This is a genomic window from Vibrio sp. 10N.286.45.E10, assembly GCF_002874195.2.
GTDB classification, from domain to species: Bacteria; Pseudomonadota; Gammaproteobacteria; order Enterobacterales; family Vibrionaceae; genus Vibrio; species Vibrio crassostreae.
Window position 1 is genome coordinate 57,517 of record NZ_MCWD02000004.1, and the last position, 21,740, is coordinate 79,256.

The following is a 21,740-nucleotide window of genomic DNA, read 5'->3' on the forward strand; positions in this document are numbered from 1 at the left end:
GATTGGTGGTGCCATTTTGTTTGAAACTATTTCAACGGTACCGCGTATTAGCAGGGGTTGGGAAAGTGCGATACCGTCACTTCAAACTGATCATGCCAATGCTTTATCTGCATTAGAAAACCAAGACGAAACCCTTGCTACAGAACAAGAATTGATAAACGTGATCAATGCTTCAATCGATCTCACATCGAGTTTGCAAAGTTCGATTAAACAGTACTTCTGGGAGGGTGTCGGCAGTGTTAATTGGTCAACAGGGATAAGTGCTAGCACCTTCTCATCTGGGCTTGGCTCATCGCTTGAATTATTGCCTTCGACCAGCGCGGGTGATGGTGCAGGCAAAAACATGTTATTGGTGGCACAGCAGGGGAGTTGGCGTTATGCCGTGCCTGCCAATTCGATGTTTATAGGGGCAATGAATGATTCAGGCATGAACACCTTGACGCATAATGTGCTTGATTGGGTGGTGGGCGATGAATCTGCAGATAAGCAGATTAAGATTGTAGTCGCCAATATGCCAAATAATAACTATTCAGCACACTGGGATAATCTGATTGCATGGCTTGAGCGAGAGTATGTAGGGCGATATACGATCAATGGTTGTAGCGGTCCTGCCTTGCTGGGTTGTTTACAAGCCGATTCGCCTGATCTGGTGATTGTCGGTGATGAAAATGCCGACCAGTATTCTGCTACAGACATGAGTGATGCCTTCAATTACCTCAAAGATAATGCGATCCCTACCATTCTCGAGCATCAAGATCGCTATGCTCACTTTGGGGCATCCAGTTTCACTTTGGAACTGCGCAACTTAATGAATGTTACCACAACTAGTATTGGGCAAAATACTGTGGCTTCTAATGTTACCTTGGCGAGTTCACAAGGTGCTAATCCGTTGATGAATACCAAAGACCTTTTTGAACGTTTGCAAACCGGAAATTGGAATTATGCGGCAGCGAAAAATTGTGGTAGTGGGGGCGGGAAGGGAACGTTGTTAAATTGTACGACATCCGCATTGAACGCTGATTTATTTGATGATATCAACGTACTGAGTGAGATGTTAAGGGGATATGATTCCACAAAAACTAACCCTTTTGATGTCATTGATCCTTTGACTCAATCTTTGCTGTTATTAGCACAAAAATACCGCCTTGAAATTGATTATCCTATTGAAATCAATGCCGATACTGCAAAGGAATACATCAATGCGCTGTTTGCTGAATTGATGGTCTCTCACTCGTGGGCTGAACAAAAGGCGCAACCTGATTTAGGTCGTTATTTCGGTCAAGCGAACGAGACCATCATTAAAGGAGAAAACTTTCATTACAATTACCCTGAAACGGTGGTGAATCAGCAGCGTACTTTGGGTATTGACAGTAAAAATTGGTCGTTAGGCTTTGATTCAGACTACGGCTATTACGCTGGCCAGCGACAATGGACAATGACAGGCTGGTATGCTCTGCCTGGTGTGCCTGTCACTATCACTCGTAACGACATGGTGGAGTCGACAGTCAGCAACGTTTCTATTCGTTTGCATTATGCTCGTAGGGGGACGCACCGTATCCTTGACGAGCATTGGTCGCCGATCATTGAGCAGAAAGAAATTTTCGACCTTGCTAATAACGAATCTGTTACTTTTGTCACACCATATGGTGCGCCGATTTATTTGGCGATTGATGGCGGCAATATAAATCGCTATAGCCAATTTACCGTTACAGGTGCAGCCAATCATCCAGCGATCTTTGACGCCAGCGATCTTGCGCAGCGTGAAGCTTTTTTTGACATACTCGATACAGTCGAGATCCCACACTTGGATATTAAATACGGCCGTCATGAAGCGCATTCGACGCTGAGTGATTATCTCGATGGAGTCGATCTATATGGTGGTGATCGTGAGAAGCACTTAGAAAGCTGGTACAAAGACCATATCTTTGTTTACTGGATGAATGGTTGGGCTGTGGAACAGTCAGAAACCATGGAAGAGGTCTTATCGCCAGATGTGATGCAAGCATGTATCAATTTAGTGGATGAAGCTTCATGTAAAGATACGACCATGCATGGCCATCAATTTGTTCAGCATTATAACTATGATTACTATCCAGCGATGTATACGGCATCAGGCGTATCAGGTAATCCGTCAGATCAGGGCACATCCCTAAGTGTTATTTTTGGTAATGCGTCTGACAATCATGAGTTAGGGCATCAGCAGCAGCGTAAACGTCTTGAAGCCTTTGGGACAAATGATCGCAATAATTGGTCGACCTATTATTGGATGAGTACCGAAACCCAAATAGACCTTTATCGCGACATTGCAGTAGAGAACTATTACAAAAGGAATCAGGAGATTGATCGCATTACTATGTGGAAGATGACAGGGTCACTTGAAGCCTCGTCGCGGATCATCTCAGCGCTTGCAGATATGCGTAACGGATCTAACCAAAGGGTGTCACTGCGTCAAAACACTGATGGTACTTGTAACGTCCAAATTACGGACAGCGGTGAAGATTCACTGAACTTTACCGAGCAGCTCGGCATGTATGGACGTGCCGTGTCAGAATCCTTCTTCAAGCAAATTGTCTATCAAGGTCGTGGTATGCGTTTACGTGATGGGACGGTGCTGCGTGACCAGCATGGCCTTCATACTATGCTGCGGATTTGGGATCGTCAATTCATGTTGGCAATGAACGGCATATGGCAATATACCGATGCCGAAAATGAGGTGCGTTGGGCTGGACTTAGAGATGATCTCGGCTTCAGTCTATTCCCATTCAGAGGGTCGAATGCGTATAACACCGACTACGGAAATGATCGTGATATACGCCGGATTCCTGGTAACGACTTTATGCTAGTTGCACTTAGTTATATTACTGGATTGGATTGGGTGCCTTATTTCAAAATGTATGACATGCCTGTGTCAGATTTAGCGATGGCGCAATCTGCCGTTAACGGCATTCATGGCGTAAAAGAAACTGGGCTTTACGCACATGAGGGGCTTTCAATACCATGGGATGGCATAGGTGGTATTCCATGGGTGCACATTGATATAGATAATCCAAGTGTACGTTATCCGTTTGGTGATAGTTCACCTGTTGATTGTGATGGGTTCAGCGTACCTAACCCACCTGTAGAGGTTGACTTTACTCGCAATGCAGATGGCACCATTGATGTGGCAATGAGCACGGTTCAGGGCGCAGCGCTTGACGTGAGCAACAATACGCCAACGATTATTAACTATGATAGCGCTAACCAGCGTGTGACTGTGTTGCAAGACGGCGTGGCTGAATTGCACATCACTGGCGGTGCGACCAATAGAATCTTCAAGTTCCAAGTGGTTGCGAATGAAATTCAAGATTTAGGTCTTGTATTCTCGGAAGAGAATGCGCGTGGAACCATTGTACTCACTCAAGGCAGCACCGATAACTTGTATTACCGCATGTATGGTAAAGAATATCGAGTGACCGATTATCTCGAATTCACGCCAAATTTATTGGGCGACCCGATCACTTTCTTCTACCGTACACCGAAAGGTTTGGTGTACTCCATCGAACAAGACTACGACCTATCGAGTTTTTATGTTGAAGCCGATTCTGATGGTGATGGATTACCCGATCGCTATGAACTAGTGCGTGGACAACACCCTTACTCCCCAGATGATGGTGATTTAGACACGGACAGCGATGGCTTGACCGATGCGTATGAACTTGCGTGGAACCTTAATCCTGAAAGTGACGCGGATGGAGCGGATGTCGATTCTGATAACGATGGTATCAGCAATTTTGAAGAATCTTTAGCAGGATCTGACCCACTTGACAGTAGCTCTTATGACCGTGACCGCGATGGTGTCTTTGGTTCAGATGATGTCGATGATAATAACCCTTACAGTGATACTGATGGTGATTTAATTGCCGACATCATTGAAACCAATGCAGGTTTTGACCCACTTAATTCGTTAGATATTGATTACTCTATTGATGAAAACAATGACGGCACTGCTGACATTTGGGCGCAGTTACAGGCAACCTTGCCAGATCAAGGCGAAATAGGTGTGACGGCTTGGATACAGCATATAAGCGGCTTAACTGTACCTGCTGAAGTTGTGGTGACCGATTTTGTAAATGAAGCGAATCAAATGTCTTTGGATTTGAGTGCGCTCAGCGGTGATGTGTCCTATGAGTTCTTATTAGATTTACCTGTGGATCGTTCATGGAAAGTGGTGTTATTGGGCGGCAAAGATAATAGTATTGGGCTCAATACCGTTTGGACCTTAAGCTTTGAACAAAGAAATGCCACCCTAGGTTTAACTAAATTTGGTGCAGGGGATTACACCTTCACCGCCATCGAGGGTCAGTCTGTTGATAGTCCTTATGGCGATCCTGTGCATGTCGTTTATATAGCGCGAAATGACAGCAGTGAGATTTGGGTCAATGGCGTACAAGTGGGCAGTTTTACCGATGCGTTATTAATTAATGATCCACAAACGCCGTTAGGTATCAATGAAGGCATTGTAAATGCAGGAGAGGGCATTTATGCCTTTGCTGCACATAACCGTGCGCTAACCGCCTCAGAAGTAGAGGCTGCTTACCGCAGAGGCACCAGCATTTATGAAGATACCGATGGTGATGGTATTTATAACGTGCTGGATCTCGACGATGACAATGACGGCTATTTTGATGACGGTACGTTAGACGAGCAGGGTATCGGCCTTGGCGTGGCGATTGGTGGTATTAGCGGTGATATTAATGTACTGATTGCCAGCAACACTCCGGTGAGCTACGACCTGTTATCAAGTTCATCCATCCTGATTGATGTCCGTAATGAGTCATATATCACTCAGTACAACAGCGAGTTCACCAAAGCTGGAATCATTAAAGGCAATATTCACTTGCAACAAATCATTAATGCAGTGAATGCCAGCATTGACATGGTCACTGCCATTGGTGTGGCGGCAGATAATAACGATGCGCAAAACATCAGCTTCGAAGATCTTTCTGCGGTGATTGATTTAGCCAATTTGAATGAAGATAATCTTGGTTATTATCAATCCCTGATTGCCATGAACGTCTCAACTACCTTGGCGTCGGTTTCAGATCTACAAAACTTGGTGAACAATGCCAATGCAAGCCAAACGCAAATTGACGCTTTGGTGCTAATGGCAGAAACTCAAAATGCATTAAACCTCACCTTGGCTACGTTACAAGGGGTATTTGGGTTAAGCATCACGGATGCGAACTTAGAAACTTATCGCATGTTCATCAGTACCTCCGATGCAACTGAAGTAGGCAATCTCACCAGCTTACAAGCCATGATCACCGAAGCGGATGCTTATGTGATTGATCCAACTGTTGGTATCACAGGGTATGTCTCTCTCAAAAATATTTCTGGTGCATCGGTTCAGGTATTTGACTTGAATAACGGCGCGAAAGGGGCGGATATTACTCGCGGCACGGTAAGCCTTGATGCAAACGGTAATTTTAGTTTGGTCATGTCTGCGACTTCAAATCCAGTCTTAATTGAAGTGACTGGCGGTACATATCAAGATGATACCACCGGTTTGTCGCGCACGAATACGCTGCTTCGTGCTGTGCTACCTAAAGTAAAACGTCGTGATCACGTGATTGTGTCGCCAGTGACGGACATTGCCGCCCATATGGTGCAAACCGATTACAGCTTGTCGGCCATTATTAGCGCCAACACTGCCTTAGCACAATGGATGTTGGGCTCGACCGATGCTAACGCCATTTTCACTGTCATGCCTTCAGAGTTGGATTCAACAGAAACAGGCGCAGAAGAAGCTTATCGCACAGCGTTAACAGGGCTTTCCGTAGTTGGCAGCGGGCAATCAATTTTTGTTGTGAATTCAGCCATTGCACTTGATGCGGCAGATGGTTCGCTCGAACCTGCTACTGCCAAGATGATGTACTTCAATACTCAACGTTGGTTGCGTCGTCACGGCCTGACGGATCTCGCCTTGAACGTGCCAAGCTTTGGGCTAGACGCTGCGGCACAGCAAGTAGTGGATACCTTATTGGCTAATAATCCAACTTTGGGGTATTTCCCTGAAAGAGTGCAAACCAGCACAGGTACCCTCGATCTCACTGCATTACTGGGTGCGAATTTGCCAACGTCTTTAACACCAAGTTTCAGTGTTCTTGATGGTGATAGCGTGGTTAATTTGACGAATGGGCAGCTTGATAGCAGTTTGTATGGCAGTGACATTCTTGTCGAAGTGGCCTTTGATCTGGAAGGTGTTGAATATCTGGAAAATATTGTCCTTCTTCCTCAAACTTCACCTGTTGTTGTTACTGCTACGCTGGGTGACATCACCGATGGTGTCAATGCACTAACGACGGCTAATTCCTTGAATGCACTTGTCTCCGTCACCAACTTCACTCCTGATGTGATAAGCCTTGAAAGCGATACAATCACCGTGCTAGAAAGCGGCGTCGCGCGTTTACTTATCGCCCATGAAGATAATGATTGGGAAAAAGTCGTGCGTTTCAATGTGCGCGGTGAATCAGAAATATCTGGTATTACTTGGGGCTTAAACAATAACGGTGAATTGGCAGTAGTGGCGCTTGATGGCGATGCGTCAAGTATTGTGATGACTTTCCAAGGCAATACAACACGCTTGTCTGACTTCACAGCCTTGGTGTTTGATCGTTCGCTTAATGAAACCTTTACCTTGCAAGTAGAAAAAGATGGCGTGGTGTTCTCAGCGCCGAAAACTCTGTTTATTGCAGAAATCAACAACGAAATTGCGATCGCGAATTTAGCGAATCGCGTGGCGAATCTGACCATCGATGATGCAGATGTATTTGCTGAATTCATGTATTTAGTTGACGTCAGAACTGACGCGAATTCTATGGCAAAATACCGTGAAACCTTAGCAGTTCAAACCATTAATACCCTTGATGAATTAAATAGCTTGATCAGCGTTACCAACGAATTCTTGGATGTGTTTGTTCAACTTAAATCCAATATTGCGTCAAACATTACCTTGGAAGCTTTAGCAATGGCTTCGCCTGATACGCCACTTTACGATTTTGCCTTGGCACAATATCAAGTGGCGTTGCCAAAAACCAATTGGCAGACACAGACTGATTTGGCGTTGGTCATCGAGTATGTAAACCGTAACCTTGATTTACCTGCCAGTGGCACACTCAATCTTGACGCTTGGTTAGGACAAACCGCGACGGGCGTAGAAGCCGTGGCAACACATAATACTGAAGTCCGTAGCTCTGCGAGTACAACCGTCGATCTCAGCGCGTTGTCAGGTGAAGTGAGTTATGAATTCTTGTTGCACTATCCCGTTGACAACTTCGCATCGGGTGGCATGTTGGCACAATCGGGTAATGGTGCGCTCCGTTTTGAGGTTTGGAGTAATAGCAATACTTATGGCTATACCAAATTTGGTGTTGGTGACTATAAATTTAACGCGACTAATGGCGGGTCTGTGGCGACCGTCTTTGGGCGCATCGTACACGTGATTTACACCATTTCCGGTAGTACCGCGAACTTGTATATTGACGGGGTACATGTGGGCACGGGCGGAAATGCCTTCCTCATTAATGGCGCATCATCAACATTAGGTAACAATGACAGTAATGCGTTTACCAATAATGATGTGATTTATGCCTTTGCTGCCTACAACGAGGCGTTAACGCCAGAAGAAATTGCCTTACATCATCAAATGGCACTGTCTGTTTTCCCAGATTCCGATGGTGATGGTTTGTTAGATTTCATCGAATTGGCACTAGGGCTTGATCCAACAGATGTCAACGATGGAGCCACCGCAGACAGTGATACCGATGGTTTCACTAACTTGCAGGAATTCCAATCAGGCACTGACCCATTAAATGGTGCTGATTATGATGCAGATGGTGATGGCGTGTCTGTGCTGCATGATCTTGATGATAACGATCCGCTGACTGATACGGATGGTGACGGATTACAAGACAGCATTGAATTCGCTATCGGGTTTAATCCACTTAATCCAAATGATATTGATTTCACCATTGATGATAACAACGATGGTAAAGCTGATATCTGGACGCTGATTCAATCAAACACGGATGCACTCAACGGTGAATTTACCGATACTGATGGCGATGGTCTCTATGATTTCTTTGATCCAGATGACAACAACGATGGGGTACTGGATAACGGTGATCCCGATGTAACTGGCTATGGTTCGGGCGCGGTAACCGCGAATTTGGTGGTTGAACTGAATCAAATGCTGGCAGCGAATACGACGATAACGTTAAGTTACTTAACGGGTAGTGGTCAATTAGCAAACATCGAAACGGCAAACGAAGCGCAATACAGCCAAGCCTTTGTTGCCCAAGGTGCATTCTCGTCGGTAGCGCAGATCCAAGTGGTGATTGATACGGTTAATGGCCTTGCAATGATTGCTGCAGCGAATCAAGCAGGTGACGCGAGCACTATTAGCTTTGGTGACTTACAAGCCATACCAAACTTAAACAACCTTGATGCGGCGGCGCTGGTGCAATATCAAACCGATATTGTGAATGCGCAAGCGTCAGAATTAGCGACCTTGACACAAATGCAAACCTTGGCTGACAATGCCAATGCCAACCAAATCAGAGTCGACAGTATTGCAGATTATGCGGGTACAGATGCGGCAGCCCTTACCGATGTCATGTTAGCGGCTATCACAGGTTTGAGCTTTGATAGCAATAACCTCACTTATTATCGCGAATTCATTCAAGACAGCCTTGAATCAGAACTCAATGACATCGTTAAACTTCAATCTGTGATTGATCTGGCGGATGCTTATGCCCTCGATCCACAATGGAGTATTTCAGGGCAAGCGGTGGCGAATAACATCAGTGGTGCCAGCGTACGTGTGTATGCGATTGAATCTGGCGCAAAAGGCACTGATTTAACTAAAACGGCAGGCACTACCGATGCCAACGGTGTCTTCGATATGGCGATTGTGCCGACTTCGCTTCCGGTAATGATGGAAATCACCGGCGGTGTCTACATTGATGAAGCAACGGGTATTTCGCTCAATAGCGGCACGCTAACCACGGTATTACCAGAGATTGGTCGCCGCGATGCTGTGACGGTGTCACCACTGACTGATATAGCAGCTAAAGTCGCGGCAACGGATCTGACTGTGGCAGGGATCAACAGCGCGAACGCCTTGATTGCCAGCACCTTCTTAGATTCCACTCATGCCGATGATGTGTTTGCGATTACTCCTGCCACTATGAATGCGACAGGCACAGGACTTGCGCAGCAATATCGCACTGCCTTGATTGGCTTGTCGGTACTTGGCGGTGGTGAAGCTCTTGCTAATGTGATACAAGATATTACGACAGATTTGTCTGACAACTCACTTAATGCCAATACAGCTAAAGCCTTGTACCTCAATACCCAAACTTGGCTTCGTCGTCATGGCATGACCGATCTGGCGCTCAATGTGCCTACCTATGGCCTCGATAGCGCAGCGCAACAAGCAGTGGATAGCACACTGGCTAGCGATACCACCTTGGCGTACTTCCCTGAAGTTTTACAAACCAGCACCGGTACGCTTGATCTTAGCGCTTTACTCTCAGGTTACGTGCCAGCAGGCAGTAATGTCAGCGTCAATGTGCTTGATGGTAATAGCTTAACGGAACTCACCAGCGGCACACTCGATACCAGCTTGTATTCAAGCGGTGCACAAATCCAGATCAGCGTAGAAGTGGATGGGGTAGCCCGTTTAGAAACCATTACACTCCAACCCAAAGCAACGCCTGTTTCCGTTACCTCAACCCTTGGCGACATCAATAACGGTTCACATAGCTTTACGGTGACACCTTCCGATAGCCAAACCGTCACTATTGAAAGCTTAACCCCTGATGTAGCGATCTTTGCCAACGACAGCGTCAGCGTACTCAACGATGGTGTTGCCCGTTTTGCGATAACCGCCTCTGATAATTTATGGCAAGAGGTGGTGGCTCTTGATGTGCTCAGTCCAAGAACCGCCCCAAGTATCACTTGGCAGCTTGATAGCAATGGTGATTTGCAAGTAGCGAGCATCAATGGCGATAACAACCATGTCAGCTTGAATTATCAAGGCGTGGATTCGAGCTTAACCATGCTGACCAGTTTGCCCGTTGATCGCACTGCCAGCGATACCATTTCGTGGTCAGTGGTCAAAGACGGAGTGCGCTTCTCTGATGTCGCCAGTCAAAATGTGGTGGACGTGGTGAATCCATTAGCCGTTGCGAATTTGGCCGCGCGCGTTGCAGACACTAACATCGCAGATGCGGATCTGTTTACCCACTTTATTGGTTTAACTGGCGTATCAAGTGATGCAACGGTCTTGAGCTTGTATCGTAGTGAACTGGCCAATCAAGCGGTAACGTCATTGACAGCGCTTGAAAATACCATTGCCAGCGTGAACAGCACCGCCACGGCCTTTGTTGATTTACAAAACACACCAAACGCGAATATCACGATTGAACAAATCCAAACCTTGTTGCCAACGCAATATTTGGCAGCGAGTTTGATCGCTGAATACCAAGCGGTATTAGCAGGTAATGTGTGGAATACCCCAGATGAAGTGCAAGCGTTGGTTGCAATCGTGAATAATGACAATGTCGTTGACAGTGATGGTGACGGTATTTTAGATGGGGTTGAACTAGCACAATTTACCGACCCGAATGATGCCAATCATCCGATTTATCTTGGTCAAACCGATACAGACAACGATGGCACAGTGAATGGTCTAGATACCGATTTGGATGGCAATGGTACAGCGGATGAAAACGAACTCTACGTTACGCTCAATTCCGGTGTTCTTGATGGTAATGTTGACGGCCTGCCTATTCCTTACACGACAAATAAGACTGATGACTGTCCTGTCAGCGCTGCACCAACCCAAACGGTAGGCAATATTGCGCTTGTTTATTATGATGGATTGAATGCTTGTAGCTTTAATAGTGCCAATTACAGTGCTACCCAATATACGGTAAACGAAGGGATCAGCTATCAGTTCAACACCGCGATACCTTTGTATCAAATTGGCCCCTCTCAAGTGGCACCCACTGCATGGCGCGTGAATGAAGTTTATCCAATGCTGCGTTTGCCACGCGATGTGAAATACGACATTTATGAAGTGACGTTAAATGACAGTGATTGGGTCGCGACCAAATTACAAACTATTGAGGCTGAGGATATTCCCGATGATAACTGGCTATTCATTAATCAAGATGTGAGTGAGCGTACCACAGCACTGAACCTCATGGCATTACCAGAAGATTTAGATCTCTATGGTGAGCTCATTTCTAACTTTAGCTTGGTGCAACTAAATAATGACGATACCCGCTTATCTTTCTTTACCCGCATCAACTTTGATGCTTGGCGCTATCGTCTAGATGGCGGTGAATGGGTGACAGCTATAGAGCCAAGCGTGATTTTATCGGGCTTAAGCCTTGGTCAACACACTGCCGAGATGGAAATCATTGATGGTGACGGTAACCCTGTGGCGACGCTTGATCCGCAAACTACAACGGGGCAGATTTACACGGTAGAGAACCTTACGCCAGAAAACAGCTTATCCTTTGATTACGTAAACCATTACACGGGCAGTGAATACCAGGCTGTTGCTATGTTGCCAGGCTCGGGCTTAACAGGTCCTAGCGAAACAGTGACCCCAAATTGGTGGGATGAGGCTGAAATTGAAACGGTGTTCACCGTAGACCTTAAAGATACCGCGGGTAATGTTTATCCTGTAACGTTAACAGGGCATCGTATTTACAATCAAATTCAAACAGCGATGCACTATGTCACCATCCCTGGTGAGGCATCGCCTGACTTTGATACAGTCAATTATTTCTACATTTCACTCGATAGCGGTAGTTTAAGCGCCTTGCCGACGGGAACTCATTATAATGGTGGCGTAGCGACATTACGTTATGTCACTTCAGCACAAGAAGAGCTGGGTATGTATCCGTTCAGTATCGATTTCACCTTGCCGTACAGTGATTTTGATGGCGATGGTATTGAGGATGGTATTGACCCCGATCTGGATGGCGATGGTGTCGCCGATACACTTGATGTTGACAGCTACAGCGTGACATCCGATACCGATGGTGATGGTATGGGTGATGGCTTTGAAACCACTTATGGTTTAGACCCATTAACCGCTGGCGATGAAAGTGGCGATTTGGATGGTGATGGTTTCATCAACTTAGTGGAATACCAAGACGGCTCTGACCCAAGTGATGCCAGCAGCTTTGATACCGATCATGATGGCATTCTTGACCCAGATGACGCAGAGCCAACGGTGTGGAATAATCTTGCAACAGGGGAACGCTTAGGCACCACCACCGTTTCAGCAACGCATGAACGTACGGAATACACATCGCCAGTAGTTCGCATCATGACAGAAGCACATAGCCGTAGCGAAGATATGTATGTGCCGTATGAAGATTATGCCGCTAGTTTGGATTCCCACTCGTCCAACTATATGCCGAAAGTAGCGTACTCTGCGGTGAGCAATGGCACTAAAGACGGTGTGGTTTGGCAAGATCAAACCAATTTGGCGGTCTACTACAGCGAATTTAACGCCGAAGGTACACACAACCGCACCATCAGTTTGCCAAATAGCGCTAATGAGAACTTATTATCAGCGGCCAGTAATGGCAGTGGCGATATTGTGTATGGTTTAGCTGCCACTGGTGGCTCGGCCGATAAAGTCAGCCCGACTACAGCCCGTTTGGTCCGTTACAATTTAAATAGCCAAACAACCATTGTTGAGAAAATGCTTAATACTAGTACTAGCGGTGCAGGGGCGTTGAATTTTTGGAAAGTAGGCAACTTCCCATCCAAATTAGCGTGGTCAGGTGACCGTATCGGTATGAATCTTTTACGTACCCTTACTCGTGGTGGCGATGGCTTAAATCACCAAAGTGGTGGTGCGTACATTTATGATGCGAACAATCTCGAAATTACCAGAGCCTGGGGGCAGATCTCTGGCCACCAATTTGGCTCTACGTTGATGGTTGACAGTCAAGGTAATTTTAATACTTTGATCCTAGGTGATAATTACCCGCGGGGTATCAACTTGGTGCAATGGAATGATGCAAGCCGAAATACCCAAGAGTTGCTTCGATTAAAAACTGAGCATGGGACAACCGCGAAAAATGGCATCGAAGAATACACCGAGATCTCAACGCCAACGACGACCTATTATAAATGGTCAAACGACAATCGGACTTACTCAGAGCTAGGTGGCGTAGTAGAAATGGACGATCGTCTCCTCAGCTTTATGATGAGTGAGCGTGGCCTTAACAATGCCGAAGTCGGCAGAGCCCACAATAAATCACGTAACATCGCTGTGGTGGCAACCGCGAAAGATGTCGCCGACGGTGAGTACCTTACCTTTGGCGAATATGAAAGCAGTGATTTTTACAGTTTCGGCGGAGGCTATGCCTTGCTTGAAAACCGTTATGTCGTATGGTTGACGGATTTCACCGACATCAATGAAAATATCACGCGTGTTAAACCATTGAAACTGGCGGATAACGTAATTTTGCTCTTGATGGAAATCCATACCTTTGAGGGTTATGACTACAGCGCTTACATGATGCTCAACAAAGACTTGCAAGTGCTTGTGCCGCTGACGCGTATGCGCCAAGACGTGATCTTCGGTCGCTCCGATGAACTGCGTGTTGAGAATGGCACCGCCTATGGTTACAGCAGTATCGATGGCAATTTACAGCGCTTTACCATCAGTCTCAATGGTGACCCGACGATTGATAGCGATAACGATGGCTACGGCGATTACTACGAGCAACTTTTAGGCAGCGACGCCAACGATCCGAATTCACCGTTAATGAATGGGGATGTAGACACCGACAGCGACGGCATTCCTGATCACATAGATTATGACGATGATGCTGATGGTATCTCGGATATGGATGACAGTGCGCCACTTGACCGTAACTCAGATTATGACGGTGATGGCTTGAGTGATGGCTATGAAACCGATAACGGCCTTAATCCGATGGATGCTAGTGACGGTGGTGTAGACAGTGACAGTGATGGCATTCGTGATGCGGATGAAATGCTACTTGGTTTAAATCCGAATGATCCGAATGATGGCAAAGACGCCGATACTGATTTAGATGGCTTCACTAATGGACAAGAGATCCTTGTTGGCACCAACCCACTGGATGCCAATTCCTATGACGGAGATGGGGATGGCGTTCTCGGTATCATTGATAGCGATGACACCGATCCCATGACAGACAATGACGGAGACGGCATTGCGGATAGCGTTGAAAAACAAGCGGGCTTTGATCCAAACGATCCCCTCGATATTGATTTCTCTATTGATGAAAACAGCGATAGCATTGCTGACGTGTGGGCAACCTTGCAACAGGGGTTACCAGCGCAAGGGGTCATGAATGCCACGACTTGGGCGCAATATCAAGGTCAAATGGCAACTACGCCTGAAGTGGTCGTAACAAGTTTTATTAATCAACCAAGTCAACAATCCATTGATTTGACCGCATTAAGTGGAGAAGTGTCTTACGAGTTCATCGTACATTTTGAAACGGACCGTTCTAATTCCTTGGCGATACTGGGTTTGAGAAATAATAGTATTGGACTCAACACCGAATGGAGTTTACGTTTTGAGCAATATTCGACTAACGGCAAGATGGGTGCGACGAAATATGGTTCGGCTGACCATACGTTTACGGCGGTGAATGGGCAATCTATTAATTCCCCTTACGGTGATCCCATCCACATTGTCTTCCTTGCCCGAGGCAGTAATAGCGAAGTCTGGGTGAATGGTGTTCAAGTTGGGCAAATCAGTGGTCAACCTATGCTTATCAATGATCCCGCCACACCGCTCGGTATTAATGAAGGCAGTGTACAAGGGGCTGAAGGCATCTATGGCTTTGCTGCCCATAACCGCGCGCTTTCAGCCGAAGAAATCGCCGCAGGTTATCGTAAAGCCTTGAGTATTTACACCGATACGGATGGCGACGGTATTTATGATGTGATTGACCCTGACGATGATAACGATGGTTATCTCGATAATGGCGACCCAGACACCTCGGGCTATGGGACGGGGCAAGCGGTTGCTACGGTGCTGAACGACATCAATGCCTTGTTGGCGAATAACCAAACTGTTGATGAAGCGCTATTAGTCGATAGTGGCAGGTTTAGTAATATCATCACAGGTAACATGGCCTTGTATAATGCGGAATTTACCCGCTTAGGTACTTTGACCTCATTACCACAATTACAAAATGTGATTAATACGGTCAATACCTCCGCGAGTGTGTTGATGGAGATTGTGGGGTACGCGAATACTAATGATGCCAGCAACCTAAGTTTTGCGGATTTAAGCAGCGTGATGGGCTTAACTTCGCTTGGTGCGAATAATCATGCGTACTACAAAGCCTTGATTGCTTCAGATGTTGGCGATAACGTAGATACCGCCGCCAAGTTACAAACTCTAATCAACACTGCGAACGCGAGCCAATCTCAAATCGATGCCATTAGCCAATATGCGGCTAACAACTACGCGGAACCGTTAACCATTGCCATGCTGCAAGGCATTGCAGGCTTGTCGGTAGACAGCAATAACCTGTCTTACTACAAAGAGTTTGTTGCCGATAGTACTGCTTCGTCAATTACGGATTTAGCCAGTTTGCAGCTTGTCATCAGTGATGCTGATGCCTTTGCACTTGATCCACAATGGGCAGTGACAGGGCAAGCGGTGGCGAATAACATCAGTGGCGCGACAGTGCGTGTGTTTGCAATTGAAGTGGGTGCCAAAGGCACTGACATAACTCACACGGCTGGCACTACCGATGCGAACGGTTCGTTCAGCATGACGATTTTGCCAACGCCGCTTCCGGTGATGATGGAAATTACCGGCGGTGTTTACATTGATGAAGCCACGGGTCATACATTAACCAACACCACATTAACCAGCGTATTACCAGAGATTGCTCGCCGTGAAGTCGTGACGATATCACCACTTACCGACATTGCCACTAAAGTCGCGGGCAGTGATTTGACCGTGATCGGCATTAATGCGGCGAACGCTTTGGTTGCCAGCACCTTCTTGGGTTCTGCTAATGCCGATGATGTGTTTACGGTTGCGCCAGAGTCGATGAATGCCACAGGCACAGGGCTTGCGCAGCAATATCGCACAGCCTTGATTGGTTTGTCGGTGCTTGGTGGTGGTGAATCCGTTGCCAATGTGGTGAATGATCTCGCGACAGATTTGGCTGACAACACGCTAGAGGTTAATACCGCCAAAGCCTTATACCTCAATACCCAAACTTGGCTACGCCGTCATGGCATGACAGATTTGGCGCTCAATGTGCCAACCTTTGGCTTAGATAGCGCAGCGCAACAAGCGGTGGATGCCGTGCTTGCCAATGACACGACCTTGGCGTACTTCCCTGAAATGCTGCAAACCAGCACAGGAACGCTTGATTTGACAGGCTTGTTGTCTGCTTATATACCAACGGGATCGTCATTGTCGGTCAGTGTTGTTGATGCGGGTAACTTAATCGAACTCAGCAGCGGCACTTTAGACACCAGTTTGTACAGCAGTGGTGCCCAGCTTCAAGTTAGCGTGGACGTAGACGGTGTTGCCCGTTTAGAAACCATTACCCTGCAACCTAGCATCACACCTGTCTCTGTTACCTCAACGCTTGGCGACATCAACAACGGCTCGCATAGCTTTACGGTGACACCTTCCGATATCCAAACCGTCACTATCGAAAGCTTAACCCCTGATGTGGCGACCTTTGCCAACGACAGCGTCAGCGTACTCAACGATGGTGTTGCCCGTTTTGCGATAACCGCCTCTGATAATGCATGGCAAGAGGTGGTGGCTCTTGATGTGCTCAGTCCAAGAACCGCCCCAAGTATCACTTGGCAGCTTGATAGCAATGGTGATTTGCAAGTAGCGAGCATCAATGGCGAGAACAACCATGTCAGCTTGAATTATCAAGGCGTGGATTCGAGCTTAACCATGCTGACCAGTTTGCCAGTCGATCGCACTGCCAGCGATACCATTTCTTGGTCAGTGATCAAAGACGGTGTTCGCTTCTCAAATGTTGTCACTCAACATGTGGTGGACGTAGTGAATCCATTAGCTGTCGCGAATTTGGCGGCGCGAGTGGCTGACACGAACATCGCAGATGCGGATCTGTTTGCCCACTTTATCGGTTTAACTGGCGTATCAAGTGATGCAACGGTCTTAAACTTGTACCGTAGCGAACTGGTCAGTCAAGCAGTAACGTCATTGACCGCGCTTGAAGATACCATTGCCAGTGTGAACAGCATCGCCACAGCCTTTATTGATTTACAAAATACCGCCAATGCCAGCATTACATTAACGCAACTGCAAACCTTGTTCCCGAGTCAATACCTTGCAGCCAGTTTGTTGACGGATTATCAGGCCAGCTTAGCGAGTAATACGTGGAATACCCCAGATGAAGCACAAGCCTTGTTAATCGCTGTCAATAATGCCAATGCCGTTGATAGCGATGGTGATGGCTTGTTTGACGGGGTGGAATTGGCGCAATTTAGCGACCCGAATGATGCCAATCATCCGATTTACCTTGGTCAAATAGACACTGACAACGATGGCACAGTGAATGGCTTAGATACCGATTTGGATGGCAATGGCACAGCGGATGAAAACGAACTCTATGTCACGCTCAATTCCGGTGTTCTTGCTGGTAATGTTGATGCTTTACCTATTCCTTACATTACAAGCAGCAGTGATGGTTGTCCTGCCAGTGCTTCCCCAAGCGAAATGGTGGGTAATATTGCGTTGGTTTACCATGATGCTGGCTACGGCTGTAGTTTTGCCAACACCGGTTACAGTGCTACGCAATATACTGTCAACGAAGGGATCAGCTATCAGTTCAATACCGCGATACCCTTGTATCAAATCGGTCCACATCAATTAGCACCAACGGGGTTCCGTTTAAATGAAACTTACCCAATGCTGCGTTTGCCGCGTGCTGTGAAATACGACATTTATGAAGTGACCATAAATGGCAGTGATTGGGTCGCGACTAAATTACAAACCATTGAGGCCGATGATATTCCTGATGACAACTGGTTATTCATTAATCAAGACGTGAGTGAGCGCACCACGGCGTTGAACCTCATGGCAGTGCCAGAAGATTTGGATCTCTACGGTGAGCTGATTTCTAACTTTAGCTTGGTACAACTGAATAATGATGACACCCGTTTATCCTTCTCTACTCGGATCAACTTTGACGCTTGGCGTTACCGTCTGGATGGCGGTGAATGGATAACAGCTATAGATCCAAGCGTGGTTTTAACAGGATTAAACCTTGGTCAGCACACGGCAGAAATGGAAATCATTGATGCCGATAGCAATCCAATAACGGCGATCGATTCGCAAACCACAACAGCGGAAATTTATGCGGTTGAAAACCTCACGCCAGAGAACACCTTATCCTTCGATTATGTAAACCATTACACGGGCAGTGAATACCAGGCCGTTGCTATGTTGCCAGGCTCGGGCTTAACAGGTCCTAGCGCAACAGTGACCCCAAATTTTTGGGAAACCTTCGAGCTCGACACCCGTTTCACGGTAGAGGTGAAAGATGCCGAGGGCAATGCTTATCCAGTGATGTTGAAAGGGCATCGTATTTACAATCAACTTCAAACAGCGATGCACTATGTCACCATTCCAGGTGAGCCATCGCCGAGTTTTGATACAGTTAATTATTTCCACATTTCGCTAGATAGCGGCAGTTTCAGCGCCTTGCCAACAGGGATCCAGTATCATGGTGGCGTAGTGAAATTGCGTTATGTTACTTCAGCGCAAGAAGAGCTGAGTATTTATCCATTCAGTATTGATTTCACCTTACCGTACAATGATTTTGATGGTGATGGTATTGAGGACGGTATAGACCTCGATCTGGATGGCGATGGTGTGCAAGATACCGTTGATGTTAACAGCTACAGCGTGATATCCGATACCGATGGCGATGGCATGGGAGATGGCTTTGAAACCACCTATGGTTTAGACCCATTAATCGCTGGCGATGAAAGTGGCGATTTGGATGGTGATGGTTTCATCAACTTGGTGGAATATCAAGACGGTTCCGATCCAACTGATAATACCAGTTTTGATACCGATCATGATGGCATTCTTGATCCAGACGATGCAGAGCCAACTGTGTGGAACAACCTAGCTACCGGTGAACGTTTGGGCGTTACCACTGTATCTACAGGCCATGAACGTACGGAATACACATCGCCAGTAGTTCGGATCATGACAGAAGCACATAGCCGTAATGAAGACATGTATGTACCTTATGAAGATTATGCAGCTAGTTTGAATTCCCACTCGTCCAACTATATGCCGAAAGTAGCGTACTCTGCGGTGAGCAATGGCACTAAAGACGGTGTGGTTTGGCAAGATCAAACCAATATGGCGGTCTACTATAGCGAATTTAATATCGATGGCACGCATAATCGGACGATCACTTTACCGAACGCATCGGCTGAGAACCTCTTGGCAGCAACAAGTAATGGTAGTGGCGATATTGTGTATGGTTTAGCAGCCACTGGCGGCGCTTCAGACAGAGTCACCCCAACTACAGCCCGTTTGGTCCGTTATAATTTAAATAGCCAAACAACCATCGTTGAAAAAGAGCTTAATACTAGTCCTAGCGGTGAAGGGGCGTTGAATTTTTGGAAAGTAGGTAATTACCCAAGCAAGTTAGCCTGGTCGGGAGACCGTATTGGTCTTAATCTCTTGCGTACTTATACCCAGACGCCGAGCGATGGCCTTAATCATCAAGGCGGCGGCGCTTACGTATATGATGCTAACACGCTTAATTTCGTTAAATCATGGGGGCAAATTTCGGGACACCAATTTGGTGGAACGCTAATGGTGGATGGTCAAGGCAACTTTATCTCTACCGTTCTTGGAGATGCTTATCCACGTGGCATTAATATCCTCCAATGGAATGACAGTACGCGATATATTCAAAATTTACTCCGTATAAAAACCTTGCATGGTCGCTCGCCAAACAATCCTGCGGGGATGACGTTTGATGAGTATACGGAAATATCGACGCCGACCACGACCTTCTATAAATGGTCGAATGATAATCGTACTTATTCTGAGCTAGCTGGTGTGGTTGAAATGGACGATCGATTCCTAAGCTTCATGAATAGTGAGCGCGGGCTTCGCAATGATGAAACCGGTCAAGCGCACAACAAATCTCGTAATATCGCGGTTGTGGCAACCGGTAAAGACCTCAGTGAGAATGAATACTTGAGCTTCGGCGAGTACGAAGCGACGGCGTTTTACGATTTTGGGGGAGCTTATCGTCAAGAGATCAACCGTAATGTAGTGTGGCTAACAGACTTTACCGATATTCAAGACAACATTAGTCGCTTGAAACCCTTGAAACTTGCCGATAATGTCATCTTACTCTTGATGGAATTCCACACCTACGATGGTTATGACTACAGTGCCTACATGATGGTCAACAAAGAGTTGCAAGTGCTAGTGCCACTCACTCGTATGCGTCAAGACATCATATTCGGTCGCTCGCATGAACCAAGGGTTGAAAGTGGCACCGCCTATGGTTACAGCAGTGCGAATGGCATGTTGCAGCGTTTTACCATTACTCTCAATGGTGATCCAACTATCGACACCGACAATGATGGCTATGGTGATTACTATGAACAATTGCTTGGTAGCGATGCCAACGATCCTAATTCGCCGCTTGCTAATGGTGATTTAGACACTGACAGTGACGGTATTCCAAATCACATGGACTACGACGATGATGCCGATGGTGTCTCGGATATGGACGACAGTAATCCGCTCAATGCGAATACGGACTACGATGGCGATGGCCTACCTGATGGTTATGAAACACAAGCCGGTCTTAATCCTTATGATAACAGTGATGGTATGACCGATAGCGATAGTGATGGTCTACGCGATGCTCTGGAATTGGCATGGAACCTCAACCCGAACGACAACAGTGATGGTGCAAACGTTGACAGTGACGGAGATGGCTTCACCAACTTAGCTGAAATTGTTGCTAACACTGATCCACTTGATGCCAATGCTTATGATGGCGATTTAGATGGTGTACACGGAATCTATGATGTGGATGATACCGACCCATTATCTGATACTGACGGTGATTCCATTGCCGATATTGTCGAAACAGAAAATGGTCTAGACCCGCTTGATGCGAATGATGTCGATTTAAGCATCGACAGTGACAACGACACCATGGTGGACATCTGGGAAACCATCTTTGGCTTAAATGTGGGCATCGATGACAGCCAGGAGGATCTGGATGGGGATGGCATCAATAACATCACTGAACTAAATAGCGGTTATGCTGCCAATGACCCTAATGACCCAGTATATCGAGGTAATTTGGATACCGATAACGACGGGACTGTGAATGGTATTGATACCGACTTGGATGGTGACGGAACCGAAGATAATGTTCAAACGACGCTTCCTGCCTTATCAAGTTCATTACTGAGCGGCATTGACGGTACTGTAATCAACGATATTTGTGACGATGGGCCAAGTGAAGATGATAAACATGAAGCTATCTATCTAGTTCAAGCTAACCCGGATAGCACCAATAATAACATGTGCTACAAAGCTCCGTCTTATGCTTATACCGATTACAATGTAGCGACTACGGTGAGCCCTGCATTGGGAC

The 21,740-nt window shown here is 46.5% G+C and carries 1 protein-coding gene (running past both ends of the window); it reads left to right on the forward strand.

All 21,740 nt of this window come from inside a single coding sequence — locus tag BCU34_RS23820, ImpA family metalloprotease, on the forward strand. Of the gene's 66,177 coding nucleotides, 17,510 precede the window and 26,927 follow it; the stretch shown corresponds to coding positions 17,511–39,250 (codon 5,837, partial, through codon 13,084, partial); the first codon wholly inside the window starts at window position 2. Both codon boundaries (start and stop) fall beyond the window edges.